Origin of the sequence: Ewingella sp. AOP9-I1-14 (assembly GCF_052375995.1) — a bacterium.
In the GTDB taxonomy this organism is placed as follows: Bacteria; Pseudomonadota; Gammaproteobacteria; order Enterobacterales; family Enterobacteriaceae; genus Ewingella; species Ewingella allii.
In genome coordinates this window covers 49,860-63,074 of the sequence record NZ_JBQSVA010000001.1, presented here as the reverse complement: position 1 = coordinate 63,074, position 13,215 = coordinate 49,860, and the positions used below count along the sequence as shown (strand labels likewise).

The window sequence follows — 13,215 nt, the reverse complement described above, 5'->3', positions numbered from 1 at the left end:
GATCATTTTAGATACTGATCACAATGTTTTAACCGACCGGAAACGCGCCAGATGTCTTTCTTGCCTACGCCACCTTGAGTTTTTCCCTTCCGTAAACGGTTTTCACCGTGCTTTTTGCCGCGCTTTGCCACTGTGTGAAGCCTTCTGCGGCACGCGTTTCTCCGTCTGCGAGAAATGGTTTCTATTGATAAAAAGTGAATAACATCATGTTTAACCTGAAAGATTTCAGGATTTCTGACGTCAAGAATGAAGTTCTGGCGGGATTTGTTGTCGCGGTTTCGATGATCCCCGAAGCCGTAGGTTTTTCGCTGGTGGCCGGTCTGTCACCCATTGTCGGCTTGCACACGGCTTTCATTATTGGCTTAGTCACGGCGCTATTTGGCGGCAAGCCGGGCATGGTCTCCGGCGCGGCGGGCTCGATTGTGGTGGTGTTGATGAGCCTCGCGGCACAGCACGGCATGGGCTACGTGCTATGGGCGACGATATTTGCCGGGATAATTCAGATCCTGATCGGCGTTTTCCGTTTGGGGAAATTTATCCGTCTGGTGCCTCTTCCGGCTATTCACGGCTTTGTGAACGGTCTGGCGATCGTCATCATGCTGGCGCAACTGCACATGATTGCCGGGCAGGGGCCGCTGATGTACGGGCTGGTGCTGCTGGCGATTCTGGTGGTCGTGCTCTTCCCAAAACTGACCCGCGTTATTCCTTCTTCGCTGGCCGCCCTGATAGTGGTGGCGGCGGTGGCGATTGGCTTTAATCTGCATACGCTGCGAGTCGGAGATTTGGCGGATATCTCCGGCGCTTTGCCTCACTTCAGCCTGCCGGTTGCGCCGTTTAACCTTGAGATGCTGAAGGTGGTGCTGCCTTACGCGGTGGTGATCGCGCTGGTCGGCCTGATTGAATCCCTGCTGACCATGACCGTGCTGGACGAAATGGGGAATAAGAAGGGTAATGGCAATCGCGAAAGCATCGCGCAGGGCGCGGGAAACACCATTTGCGGGCTTTTTGGCTGCTTCGCCGGTTGCGCGATGATTGGGCAGTCAATTATCAACTTTACCTCGGGCGGGCGCGGGCGCATTTCAGGCGTGGTCGGGGCTATTTTGCTGATTTTATTTGTGATTAGCCTGTCGGGTTACATCGGTCTGTTGCCGGTAGCGGCGCTGGCAGGGATCATGTTGGTAGTGTGTTACAACACCTTTGAGTGGAGTTCGCTGCGCAGGCTGCGACGCATGCCAAAGGCCGACGCGCTGGTGATGGTGATTGTTACCTTAATCACTATTTTCACCGATCTGGCCGTGGCGGTGATCAGTGGAGTAATTATCTCCGCGCTGGTCTTCGCCTGGCAGCAGGCGCGTATCCGCATTCGTGAACATAAAACCAAGGGCGATCTGGCGATTTATAAGCTTGAAGGGCCACTGTTCTTTGGCTCCTCGGCCAGCTTTGGCGAGTTATTTGAGCCGATGAACGATCCGCAAAACGTAGTGTTGGACTTTGCCGCAACGCGAGTGATGGACTCCAGCGGCGTTGAGGCGATTGATAAACTGACCGCGCGCTATCTCGAGGCGGGCAAGTCGATTCGGCTGCGCCACCTCAGTGATGACTGCGTGAGCCTGCTGAAAAAGGCTGGTCCGTTCTGTAGCCACGAGCTGGATGACCCGCAGTATTACGTCGCGGAAGACAATCTGTGAAGGCAGTCAGGCAATCTGAATAAGAAAAGGCGCGAATTTCGCGCCTTTTTGCTTTTAATAGAGTTTTAACTGAGTTACGGCTGGGCTTTAAAACTGTGCAGACGCTGGATGGTTTTCTCTAAACCTTCTTTCATTAGCATCTCGGTACAGCGTAGCGACTCGTCGATGGCGTCATCAATCAGCTTCTGCTCGCTGGCCGGGGGCTTGCCGAGAACAAATCCCACCACCTTATTTTTATCGCCCGGATGACCAATACCAATGCGCAGGCGATAGAAATTAGGGTTGTTCCCCAGCTTGCTCTGAATATCTTTCAGGCCGTTGTGGCCGCCGTTGCCGCCGCCCAGTTTGATTTTCGCCAAGCCCGGCGGGATGTCTAACTCGTCGTGGGCTACCAAAATCTCATTCGGCTCGACGCGATAAAAATTCGCCATCGCCAGCACGGCCTTGCCGCTGAGATTCATAAAGGTCGTCGGCACTAAAAGACGAACATCCTGGCCCGCCAGCGACAAACGCGCGGTGTAGCCGTAGAACTTACTCTCTTCTTTAAGCTGCTGATTATGCTGGCGCGCCAACAGGTCCACATACCAGGCTCCGGCGTTGTGCCGCGTTTGGGCGTATTCGGCGCCAGGGTTGGCCAGACCCACAATTAATTTAATGCTGCTCACGTTGGTTTCGCTTCTTCATGAGGTGACGATCAGGGCGTTAGTTTACCCGCGTGAGGCAGTTGTGCCAAACCTGCGGAGGGGAATTTCAGGATAATGATTTTAAAGGTGAATAGTTGAGCAAGAAAACCATTCACCCTTCAAATGAAAGTGACAACAAAACGTAAAGATTTGTCATGCTATGTTCTCTGTCTGTGATCGTTGCCGCAAAGTAAAACCCACCCGACGACTACACTTTGAGCTAGGAAAACAGAAATAGACCTGTTCAATTGATGGATTACTGGAGGTGACATATGAAACGTAAAACCGCAACAGTATTAGGTAACGTGCTGATGGGGCTTGGTCTGGTCACTATGGTCGGCGGGGTTGGATACTCCATTCTGAATCAGATGCCGAGTCTGAATTTACCGCAATTTTTAGCCCATGGCGCAATAGCCAGCATCTTTCTTGGTGCGATTTTATGGCTAGCAGGGGCGCGAATCGGTGGCCGTGAACGCGTTGCCGACCGTTATTTTTGGGTTCGTCATTATGATGCCCGCTGCCGCAAGAATCATCGTCATTCTTAACACTAGGCGATTAACAACCTATAGCTTTGCCGATCGGCCAAAGAAAAACCCGTTATTGCGCGAACAATAACGGGTTTTTTATGCTCGCTAATCAGCCCCTTCCGCAAGCAGAAGGGAACCAGATTAATGTTCGAACATCGCAGAGATAGACTCTTCGTTGCTGATGCGACGAATCGCTTCAGCCAGCATACCTGACAGAGTCAGAGTACGAACTTTCTTCAGTGCGCGAATTTCTGGAGACAGCGGAATGGTGTCACAGACAATCACTTCATCAATCACGGAGTTCTTGATGTTCTCGACGGCATTGCCAGAGAAGATTGGGTGCGTGGCATAAGCGAAAACGCGCTTAGCACCGCGCTCTTTCAAGGCTTCAGCGGCTTTACACAGCGTGCCGCCGGTGTCGATCATGTCGTCAACCAGCACGCAGTCACGGCCAGCAACGTCACCGATGATGTGCATCACCTGAGAAACGTTAGCGCGTGGGCGGCGTTTGTCGATGATAGCCATGTCAGTGTCGTTGAGCAGTTTTGCCACGGCGCGAGCACGGACAACACCACCAATATCTGGGGAAACCACGATTGGGTTTTCCAGATTCTGTTGCAGCATATCTTCCAGCAGAATCGGGCTACCGAACACGTTATCAACCGGTACGTCGAAGAAGCCCTGGATCTGTTCGGCGTGTAAATCTACGGTAAGAACGCGGTCAACACCGACGCTAGAAAGGAAGTCTGCAACCACTTTGGCGGTGATTGGCACACGGGCTGAACGCACCCGGCGATCTTGACGTGCATAACCAAAATAAGGGATGACCGCAGTGATACGGCCGGCGGAAGCGCGGCGTAAGGCATCAACCATCACGACCAGTTCCATCAGGTTATCGTTAGTAGGTGCGCAGGTGGACTGGATAATGAAAATATCTCCGCCACGTACATTTTCGTTGATTTGCACACTTACTTCACCGTCGCTAAAACGACTGACGGCGGCGTCACCAAGGCTGGTGTATAAACGGTTGGCAATACGTTGTGCTAGTTCCGGGGTGGCGTTACCAGCAAAAAGCTTCATATCAGGCACGAGAAGAACCTCAGGCTTGCGTCCAGGGAAGACATTGGCTTATGGCACCACCGGGCGGTGAGCGATGCCACAGCATTATGCTTACGAGAAAAAATACTTCGGTACATCTTTACAACCAATACTACGAAAATCTTGGCTCTGTTACAGAGTGAGAGGCTGGCAAAGAACAGACACGGGAAACGGGACCGTGACGCTCTACGCTTTGCCTGCTGCTCTCAGCCATTCTTCGCGGAAACGGTGCAGGGGAGAGACGTTGACGCCCTTAGCTACAAACCCGGTGACCGACGATGGAATCTGATTCAAAACCTGACGGGCTTCATGCTCGGTCGCAAATTCGGCGAAAACGCAAGCACCCGTGCCCGTCATACGTGACGGCGCGTATTCTAACAGCCAAGAAACAAGCTGTTCAACCTCGCAAAAACGTTTTATCGCAATCGGTTGGCAATCATTTGTCCACGCTGTGCTTAAAAGCACATTTATCGGCCGTTTTGGCGTGTCGCGGGTTAACTCAGGATCGCCAAAAATCATCGGGGTCGGGATATGCACGCCCGGGTGGGCCACTAAATACCATTTTTCCTCAGGCGCGACGGGTTGCAGTATCTCGCCAATGCCTTCGGCAAAGGCGGCATGGCCCATCACGAACACCGGAACATCTGCGCCTAAGGTGACGCCTAACGCGGCCAGTTGTTCATCTGACAGGCCGCACTCCCACAGGGCATTCAGTGCTACCAATACCGTCGCGGCATTAGAGGAACCCCCGCCCAGTCCGCCGCCCATCGGGATGCGTTTGATGAGCGAAATGTCCGCGCCAAGCGAGCAGTTTGCGTGACGTTGTAACAAACGCGCGGCGCGAACCACCAAATTATCTTCGTCCGCGACGCCCTCGACGGGGGTAGTGAGGACAATTCGCCCGTCGTTGCGCGGCACGAAAGAGAGGCTGTCGCCATAATCGACAAACTGAAACAGGGTTTGCAGTTCGTGATAACCGTTGGCGCGCTGGCCGGTGATATAAAGGAATAAATTGAGTTTAGCCGGAGAAGGCCACAATTGCGTCATCTCAGTTTAAGGTCCAGCTGTCCATTTTCAATTTGATGCGCTGGTCGCCTTCGGTCAGTTCCAGGCGATTCGGCAATGATGGGATCATATCGTCGCTGTAGCTCTGATACACCACGGTACCTTGCTGGCCGTGTTGGCTGTAGTTAACTTTGGACAGGCGGTACTGGCTGTCGAGGGTGAAATCACTCTCATCGCCCGGCAGGCCCAGCATCCACAGACGCAGGTTAGCCAGCGGAATCGACATGCCGGTCAGCTTCTGAATCATCTCATCAGGATTGTTACTGGTGTACTTCTTGCCTTCATTATTGGTCAACTGGGCGACGCCGCTTTGGACTTTCAGCTCCATCTCGGTGCTGCCGAGTGGGTTGGTCAACAACAGGCGGTAGTTGTCACGCGTGTATTGCTGCCAGAAGAAGCGGGCATAAACTTTTTGTTTATCTGAGATATAGGCGAAGGAGCCACGCGTTTGATAGTGCTCTAATTGCTTGATTTGCGCCTCATGCTCACGCCACTGAGGGGAAGTCGGACTGGTCGCCGGACCCTTAGGAGCATTGATGGAACAGGCGGCAAGCACCAGGCTTGCAAGAGGAAGAAGACGAACTAAATGAGCTTTACGCATTGGCATAACAGATTAAATCCTTGGGTGCTGAGGCAAAATGCCTGGGCAAATTCGGCGATGGTCAGTTTAGCATACTGACGTCGAGCACGTTAGCCACTGAGAAAGGCCGCAATTGTTTCAAGAAAAAAGAGTAGCCCTTGATAGATCATGGCTATCATTGATATTGAAGTACGCAGTGAGGAGATCCAGTAAGCTCGAAGTCATCGAAATCGTCTGTTGCTTCAACAACTTTAACGGATAATGCTGCTTTGCTTTTATTGATCCGGCTCATCTTGTAGAATGCGCCACAGACGTAAACCCATACCAACATAAGTATTACTCGAAAAACGCTTCCTTATGACCCTGCTTGCATTAGGTATCAATCACAAAACCGCACCGGTTTCTTTGCGTGAACGGGTAACTTTTTCTCCCGAGACCATTGAACAGGCGCTCTCTAGTCTGCTCCAGCAACCCCTGGTGCAGGGCGGTGTCGTGTTGTCCACCTGTAACCGAACTGAGCTTTATCTCAGCGTGGAACAGCAGGAAAATCTTCAGGAACAGTTGGTTAAATGGTTATGTGATTATCACCATCTCAGTGCCGATGAAGTGCGTAAAAGCCTTTATTGGCATCAGGATAACGCCGCCGTCAGTCATCTTATGCGCGTGGCCAGCGGCCTTGATTCGCTGGTCGTCGGCGAGCCGCAAATTCTCGGTCAGGTGAAAAAAGCCTTCGCTGAGTCCCAACACGGGCAGGCGGTTTCGGGTGAACTTGAGCGCCTGTTCCAAAAATCCTTCTCCGTCGCCAAGCGCGTACGCACTGAAACCGATATCGGTGCCAGCGCGGTTTCCGTGGCTTTCGCAGCTTGTACTCTGGCCCGGCAGATTTTCGAATCCTTGTCTGACGTCAGCGTATTGCTGGTGGGCGCGGGGGAAACTATCGAGCTGGTGGCGCGCCATCTGCGTGAGCACAAAGTTCGCCACATGATGATTGCTAACCGTACCCGCGAACGGGCACAGGTGCTGGCAAGCGAAGTGGGCGCTGAAGTGATCACGCTGCAAGATATTGACGCGCGTCTGGCCGATGCCGACATTATTATCAGCTCCACCGCCAGCCCGCTGCCGATCATCGGTAAAGGCATGGTGGAACGCGCGCTGAAAGCTCGCCGCAACCAGCCGATGCTGATGGTAGATATCGCCGTGCCGCGTGATATCGAGCCTGAAGTGGGCAAACTCGCCAACGCCTACCTTTATAGCGTTGATGATCTGCACAGCATTATTCAAAACAATATGGCTCAACGTAAGGCCGCCGCCGTGCAGGCGGAATCTATCGTTGAGCAAGAAAGTTCTAATTTCATGGCGTGGCTGCGATCGCAGGGCGCGGTGGAAATTATTCGTGATTACCGTTCCCGTGCGGATCTCGTCCGTGCCGAAGCAGAAGCCAAAGCGCTGGCTGCCATTGCTCAGGGAGCAGATGTTTCTGCCGTTATTCACGAATTAGCACATAAACTGACTAACCGTCTTATTCACGCACCCACCCGTTCCCTGCAGCAGGCCGCCAGCGATGGCGATGTCGAGCGCTTGCAAATTTTACGCGACAGCCTCGGGCTGGATCAGCAATAGTTCCTATTTATTACAGGGTTAAACACCACGCATGAAGCCTTCTATTGTTGCCAAACTGGAAGTGTTACAAGAGCGCCATGAAGAAGTGCAGGCGATGCTCGGCGACGCTACTGTTATTGCCGACCAAGAAAAATTCCGCAACCTCTCCCGCGAATATGCTCAGTTGAGCGATGTCTCTGCCTGTTTTCTGACCTGGCGTCAGGCGCAGGAAGATTTGGCCGCGGCCGAAGAGATGCTCGATGACCCAGAGATGCGCGAAATGGCGCAGGATGAAATCAAAACCTGCAAAGCCACGCTGGAAGAGTTAGAGCAGAAGCTGCAATTGCTGCTGCTGCCAAAAGATCCCGATGACGAACGCAGCTGCTTCCTTGAAATTCGCGCCGGAACTGGCGGCGACGAGGCGGCAATTTTCGCCGGTGATCTGTTCCGCATGTACAGCCGTTACGCCGAAACTCGCCGCTGGCGCGTTGAAATCGTCAGCGCTAACGAAGGTGAGCACGGCGGCTTCAAAGAAGTGATCGCCAAGGTGTCAGGCGAGGGTGCCTACGGCCAGCTGAAGTTTGAGTCTGGCGGCCACCGCGTGCAGCGCGTGCCGGAAACCGAGTCGCAGGGGCGTATTCACACCTCGGCCTGTACCGTCGCCGTGATGCCAGAAATTCCAGAGGCCGAATTGCCAGAAATTAACGCCGGTGATTTGAAAATTGATACCTTCCGCTCCTCGGGCGCGGGTGGTCAGCACGTTAACACCACCGACTCGGCCATTCGTATCACCCACTTGCCAACTGGCATCGTGGTTGAGTGTCAGGATGAGCGTTCACAGCATAAGAACAAAGCCAAGGCGATGTCGGTGCTGGGCGCGCGTATTCGCGCGGCTGAAATGGCTAAACGCCACGCAGAAGAGGCGTCAACCCGCCGCAACCTGCTGGGCAGCGGCGACCGCTCCGATCGTAACCGCACCTATAACTTCCCGCAGGGCCGCGTGACCGACCACCGCATCAACCTGACCATTTACCGTCTGGATGAAGTGATGGAAGGCAAGCTGGACGCGCTGATCCAGCCGATTGTGCAGGAGTATCAGGCAGACCAGCTTGCTGCGTTGTCCGAGCAGGAATAATGGATTTTCAACATTGGTTGCATGACGCCACCCGTCGCCTGTCGGCGGGTGAAAGCCCCAAGCGCGATGCAGAAATTCTGCTCGGGTTCGTCACCGGCCGGTCGCGTACTTTTATTATGGCCTTTGGCGAAACGCCGCTGACGGCCAGCGAACTTGAACAGTTAGAGGCTCTGCTGGCGCGACGTGAGCAGGGCGAGCCGGTGGCCTATCTGGTCGGCGAGCGCGAATTTTGGTCATTGCCTCTCTCTGTTTCACCCGCCACGCTCATCCCCCGTCCCGATACTGAATGTCTGGTTGAACAGGCATTGCTGCGTTTGCCGTCTTCGCCGCAAAAGGTGTTGGATTTGGGAACCGGCACCGGAGCCGTGGCCTTGGCGATTGCCAGCGAACGCCCGGATTGCCAGCTCATCGGCGTTGATTTACAGCCCGAAGCCGTCAAGTTGGCCCAGCATAATGCGCAAAAGCTGGCGATCGCCAATGCCAGTTTCGTGCAAGGCAGCTGGTTTGCTCCCGTCGCGGGCCAGCAGTTTGCCGTTATCGTCAGTAACCCTCCTTATATTGATTCTGCCGACCCACACCTGGCTGAAGGCGATGTGCGCTTCGAACCTGCCAGTGCGCTGGTGGCGGACAACGCCGGACTTGCCGACTTACAGACTCTCATTGAGCAAGCGCCGCAGCATTTATTAGCCGGCGGCTGGCTATTATTGGAGCACGGCTGGCAGCAGGCGAAAGACGTCCAACAGCTGTTTCGTCAGGCGGGCTACCATCAGGTCGCCACGGTGAAAGATTACGGCGGCAATGACCGCGTCAGTCTCGGGCAGTGGCAAGGGGCGTAATGGCTCTTGTTGCTTCATTGCCTGCCCGTAACCCTTAATACACAAGGAAGTAAAATGTCTGCTTTTATGGCTTTTAAATACCTGCATATTGCCACCGTCATAGTGAGTATTTTTCTGTTTGTATTGCGCTTTTTTTGGAAATCGACAGGTTCTGCTATGCTGCACCAGCGTTGGGTGAAAATTACGCCTCACGCGGTTGATACGCTTTTGCTGGTGAGCGGCATTGCGCTGCTGATCATTGCCCGACTTTATCCATTCAGCCCGCAGACTCCTTGGCTGACTGAAAAGCTTTTTGGCGTTATCATCTATATCGCATTGGGGTTTGTTGCACTCAGTAAACGGCCACGTCGGCAAACCACTCGGTGGATTGCGTTTATTCTGGCAATAGGATGCTTAGCCTTGATCGTTAAGCTCGCCTTGACACAAATACCGCTGCTATTGGGATAACTATGAGTACCATTGCTGATTTCGAATTTAACGCCGCGCCGCTCAGCGCCGGTGTCATTCTGGTCACTCAGGCCATCCGCTATGATTTCAACGCGGATGACGTCAGTCGCCAGTTACAGTCGCTGGTTGAGGAGGCTCGCCGGGCTATCCCGGAAGATCTCAATCAGGATCAGCAGCTTGAAGTGTTAATTGAGTTGTTTTATCGCACCTGGGGCTTTGGCGGCGCGGGGGGCATCTATCGCCTGTCAGACGCCATCTGGCTCGACAAAGTACTGGCTTCGCGCCAGGGCACGCCAGTTTCGCTCGGGGTTATTTTCCTGCACATCGCCCACCAGTTGGACTTGCCGCTGATGCCGGTGATTTTCCCGACTCAGCTGATTATGCGTGCCGACTGGCTCGACGAAGAGATGTGGCTGATTAACCCGATTAACGGCGACACGCTGAGCGAACATATTCTGCATGTCTGGCTGAAGGGCAATCTGGGCGTCACCGCCGAGATTGAAGATGATGATTTGGAAGAGGCGGAAAATAACGTCATCGTCCGAAGAATGCTCGACACGCTAAAAGCCGCGCTGATGGAAGAGAAGCAGATGGAGATGGCCCTGCGCGCCAGCGAAACCCTGCTGGAGTTCGATCCAGATGATCCTTACGAAATTCGTGACCGCGGTTTGATCTACGCCCATTTGGATTGCAATCATGTCGCGCTCTCTGATTTGAATTACTTCGTCGAGCAGTGTCCTGAAGACCCGATTTCCGAAGTGATTAAAGTGCAAATCCACGCGATTGAGCACAAGCAAGTTACCTTGCACTGAGTTAGAATTAGCCGCAGAATATTAAATAGGCATTTAAATACAGTGCATTACCTGTACAACTGCCCCTGATAGACAATCAATAAGGCCAAAGCATGAAACAAAAAGTGGTTAGCATTAAAGATATCAACGTCGCCAATGACCTGCCATTTGTACTGTTCGGCGGTATGAACGTGCTGGAATCCCGCGATATGGCGATGCGCGTCTGCGAACACTACGTGACCGTGACCCAGAAACTGGGCATCCCTTACGTGTTCAAAGCCTCTTTTGATAAAGCCAACCGCTCATCTATTCATTCTTACCGTGGCCCAGGTCTGGACGAAGGGATGAAGATTTTCCAAGACCTGAAGCAAGCCTTCGGCGTGAAAATCATCACCGACGTCCACGAAAGCTGGCAGGCACAGCCGGTTTCTGAAGTGGTTGACGTGATCCAACTGCCAGCCTTCTTGGCTCGCCAAACTGACCTGGTTGAAGCTATGGCAAAGACCGGCGCCGTGATTAACGTGAAAAAGCCACAGTTCGTCAGCCCGGGCCAGATGGGCAATATCGTTGAGAAGTTCAAAGAAGGCGGCAACGATCAGGTGATTCTGTGCGACCGCGGCAGTAACTTTGGTTATGACAACTTGGTGGTCGACATGCTGGGTATCAACGTGATGATCAACGCCACTGGCGGCCATCCGGTGATTTTCGACGTGACTCACGCCCTGCAAACTCGCGACCCGTTCGGCGCAGCCTCTGGCGGCCGTCGTGCTCAGGTAGCAGAACTGGCGCGTGCTGGCATGGCAGTAGGTCTGGCCGGTCTGTTCATTGAAGCTCATGAAGATCCGGCTAACGCCAAGTGTGACGGCCCGTCTGCGCTGCCATTGGCTAAACTGGAGCCGTTCCTGGTTCAGATGAAAGCCATTGATGATCTGGTGAAAAGCTTCCCGGCTCTGGATACCAGCAAGTAAGATTCTGTAGTACGGCGAGCTTATTGCCAGACACCAGACAAAAAAGGCGCCTCTGCAAACGGGGCGCCTTTTTGCTTTTCAGCCTTGATGCATTCTAAATATCTGGCTGGCTCGCGGCCTGAGCATCGGCCAGCGTGCTGTAGAAACTTAAACGCTGCTCGATAGGTTTGACGCCCGCCCGCGCCAGCGTTTTCAAAGGCTGGAAGGGAATATCGGTTATCACCAGCTCGACGTTCTCCGGCAACTCGTCAATGAAGTGTTGCAGGGCGCTCAGCCCGCCCGCGTCGAGGATCGCCACGCGGTCCCATACCAGAATAATGCGTTTGGCCTGCGAGGTGCGGGCTGAAAGCTCGCCAAACACTCGCTCGGCGGCGGCAAAGAACAGCGGGCCGTTGACTCGCCAGACGGCCTCATCGGCGGCGAAATCTCCGGCCACTTCGCTCAGGCGGGTCATCTTGGCGATGCGGCGCATAAACAGCAGCGATGCCAGCACAATCCCCGCTGTAATGGCGATCACCATGTCGAACAGCACGGTGAGGCTCATGCAGGTCAGCATCACCAGAATGTCGTCTTTGGGCGCGCGACGCAGCAGGTTGACCACTTTATGGGCTTCGCTCATGTTCCACGCCACCATTAGCAGCAGCGCCGCCATGGCCGCCAGCGGCAGCCATGAGAGCAGCGGAGCGAGCATCAGTAGCGCCAGAAGCACCAACAGCGAGTGAATGACGGCAGACACCGGAGAGGTCGCTCCGGCGCGCACGTTGGCGGCGGAGCGGGCAATCGCCGCCGTGGCGGTAATGCCGCCAAAAAACGGCGTCACGATGTTGCCAATCCCCTGACCGATCAGCTCATTGTTGGAATGATGCTTTTTGCCGGTCATGCCGTCGAGCACTACCGCGCACAGCAGGGATTCAATTGCCCCCAGCATCGCCATAGAAAACGCGGCGGGCAGAAGTGCCTGTACTAAGTCGAGGCTAAAACCTGAGCCGCCGCCGGTGGCTGCCCAAGGCAGGGTAAATTGCGGCAAAATTGCCGGAATGCCGCTGCCCTGCGAGCCGTCGGGAAGCAGGTAGTGGAAGCGCGAGCCGATGGTCGCCACTGAATGGCCGGTTTGCATAAATATCGCCATCACGGCGCAGCCCGCCAGCAGGGCCGGGAGATGGCCGGGCAACTTCAAGCCAAGCTTCGGCCAGAAAATCAGTACCGCCAGCGTCACGACGCCAATCGCGGCGTCGCCTATATCAAAGCTTGGTAAGGCCTGAACCAGCACCAGCAGCTTGCTGAGATAGTGTTCCGGCATGGCATCCACGCTCAAACCGAAAAAGTCCTTAATCTGCATGGTGGCGATGGTGATACCAATCCCTGAAGTAAATCCGAGCGTCACCGGCAGTGGAATATATTCTATCAGCCGCCCAAGGCGTAACACGCCCATTAGCACCAGCATCAGCCCGGACATTAATGTCGCCAGCAGCAGGCCGGATAAGCCATATTGTTGGGAAACCGGGTAGAGGATCACCACGAAGGCCGCCGTCGGCCCCGAGACGCTAAACCGCGAGCCGCCGCAGATGGCAATGATGATCCCGGCGACGGCGGCGGTATAAAGGCCGTTTTGCGGCGGTACGCCGCTGCCGATAGCCAGCGCCATAGCCAGCGGGATGGCGATGATGCCGACGGTGACCCCGGCAATAGCATCCTTGAGCAGACGCTGGGCAGTGTATTTCTCGTTAACGCAGGCGTCTTTTAAGGCGCTAAACAGGCGAAGAGGGCGATTGGCAGAAGTATGCATAACAGCGGGCGT

13 protein-coding genes are annotated in these 13,215 nt (G+C 54.3%); 8 read left to right on the top strand and 5 right to left on the bottom strand.

Annotated elements, in window-relative coordinates:
* Positions 1 to 206: 206 nt before the first annotated feature.
* Positions 207 to 1,688: a SulP family inorganic anion transporter gene (locus tag ACT3RT_RS00390; RefSeq protein WP_353502262.1), complete on the top strand. Its 1,482-nt coding sequence runs from the start codon at positions 207 to 209 to the stop codon at positions 1,686 to 1,688.
* 74 nt (positions 1,689 to 1,762) lie between these two features.
* Here the strand turns inward: ACT3RT_RS00390 and pth are convergent, their stop codons facing one another.
* Positions 1,763 to 2,353 carry an aminoacyl-tRNA hydrolase gene (gene pth / locus ACT3RT_RS00385; RefSeq protein ID WP_353502261.1) on the bottom strand — a complete coding sequence of 197 codons (591 nt, stop codon included), beginning with the start codon at positions 2,351 to 2,353 and terminating at the stop codon, positions 1,763 to 1,765.
* A 290-nt stretch (positions 2,354 to 2,643) separates the two neighbouring features.
* Here pth and ychH point away from each other — a divergent pair, with 290 nt between their 5' ends.
* Positions 2,644 to 2,916: a stress-induced protein YchH gene (gene ychH / locus ACT3RT_RS00380; RefSeq protein ID WP_496202336.1), complete on the top strand. Its 273-nt coding sequence runs from the start codon at positions 2,644 to 2,646 to the stop codon at positions 2,914 to 2,916.
* A 123-nt stretch (positions 2,917 to 3,039) separates the two neighbouring features.
* Here the strand turns inward: ychH and prs are convergent, their stop codons facing one another.
* The 3 genes from prs to lolB form a co-directional block, all read right to left on the bottom strand.
* Entirely contained in the window at positions 3,040 to 3,987 is a 948-nt protein-coding gene (prs, locus tag ACT3RT_RS00375) for a ribose-phosphate diphosphokinase (RefSeq protein ID WP_034790822.1), read from the bottom strand.
* Between the two features lie 195 nt (positions 3,988 to 4,182).
* On the bottom strand, positions 4,183 to 5,043 hold the full coding sequence (gene ispE, locus ACT3RT_RS00370; RefSeq protein WP_353502259.1) for a 4-(cytidine 5'-diphospho)-2-C-methyl-D-erythritol kinase: 861 nt from the start codon (positions 5,041 to 5,043) through the stop codon (positions 4,183 to 4,185).
* Position 5,044: 1 nt separating this feature from the next.
* Entirely contained in the window at positions 5,045 to 5,668 is a 624-nt protein-coding gene (lolB, locus tag ACT3RT_RS00365; RefSeq protein WP_353502258.1) for a lipoprotein insertase outer membrane protein LolB, read from the bottom strand.
* 330 nt (positions 5,669 to 5,998) lie between these two features.
* Between lolB and hemA the strand changes: the two genes are divergently transcribed.
* The 6 genes from hemA (at position 5,999) to kdsA (ending at position 11,417) form a co-directional block, all read left to right on the top strand.
* A complete protein-coding gene (gene hemA / locus ACT3RT_RS00360) occupies positions 5,999 to 7,261 on the top strand; it encodes a glutamyl-tRNA reductase (RefSeq protein ID WP_353502257.1) in 1,263 nt (420 codons plus the stop codon).
* Between the two features lie 31 nt (positions 7,262 to 7,292).
* The gene (gene prfA / locus ACT3RT_RS00355) at positions 7,293 to 8,375 is read left to right on the top strand and encodes a peptide chain release factor 1 (protein WP_353502256.1); all 1,083 of its coding nucleotides are present in this window, start codon (positions 7,293 to 7,295) and stop codon (positions 8,373 to 8,375) included.
* Positions 8,375 to 9,211 (top strand): peptide chain release factor N(5)-glutamine methyltransferase, encoded by an 837-nt coding sequence (prmC, locus tag ACT3RT_RS00350; protein ID WP_496202335.1) that lies wholly within the window; start codon positions 8,375 to 8,377, stop codon positions 9,209 to 9,211. Before prfA ends, prmC begins: the two co-directional genes overlap by 1 nt.
* Before the next feature lie 54 nt (positions 9,212 to 9,265).
* Positions 9,266 to 9,658: a SirB2 family protein gene (locus tag ACT3RT_RS00345; protein WP_485900777.1), complete on the top strand. Its 393-nt coding sequence runs from the start codon at positions 9,266 to 9,268 to the stop codon at positions 9,656 to 9,658.
* 2 nt (positions 9,659 to 9,660) lie between these two features.
* Complete coding sequence (gene sirB1, locus ACT3RT_RS00340; RefSeq protein WP_353502253.1) at positions 9,661 to 10,470, top strand: invasion regulator SirB1; 810 nt, start codon at positions 9,661 to 9,663, stop codon at positions 10,468 to 10,470.
* 92 nt (positions 10,471 to 10,562) lie between these two features.
* Complete coding sequence (gene kdsA / locus ACT3RT_RS00335) at positions 10,563 to 11,417, top strand: 3-deoxy-8-phosphooctulonate synthase (RefSeq protein ID WP_034790806.1); 855 nt, start codon at positions 10,563 to 10,565, stop codon at positions 11,415 to 11,417.
* A gap of 94 nt (positions 11,418 to 11,511) precedes the next feature.
* Here the strand turns inward: kdsA and dauA are convergent, their stop codons facing one another.
* Positions 11,512 to 13,203 carry a C4-dicarboxylic acid transporter DauA gene (gene dauA, locus ACT3RT_RS00330; RefSeq protein ID WP_353502252.1) on the bottom strand — a complete coding sequence of 564 codons (1,692 nt, stop codon included), beginning with the start codon at positions 13,201 to 13,203 and terminating at the stop codon, positions 11,512 to 11,514.
* Between the last annotated feature and the right edge of the window lie 12 nt (positions 13,204 to 13,215).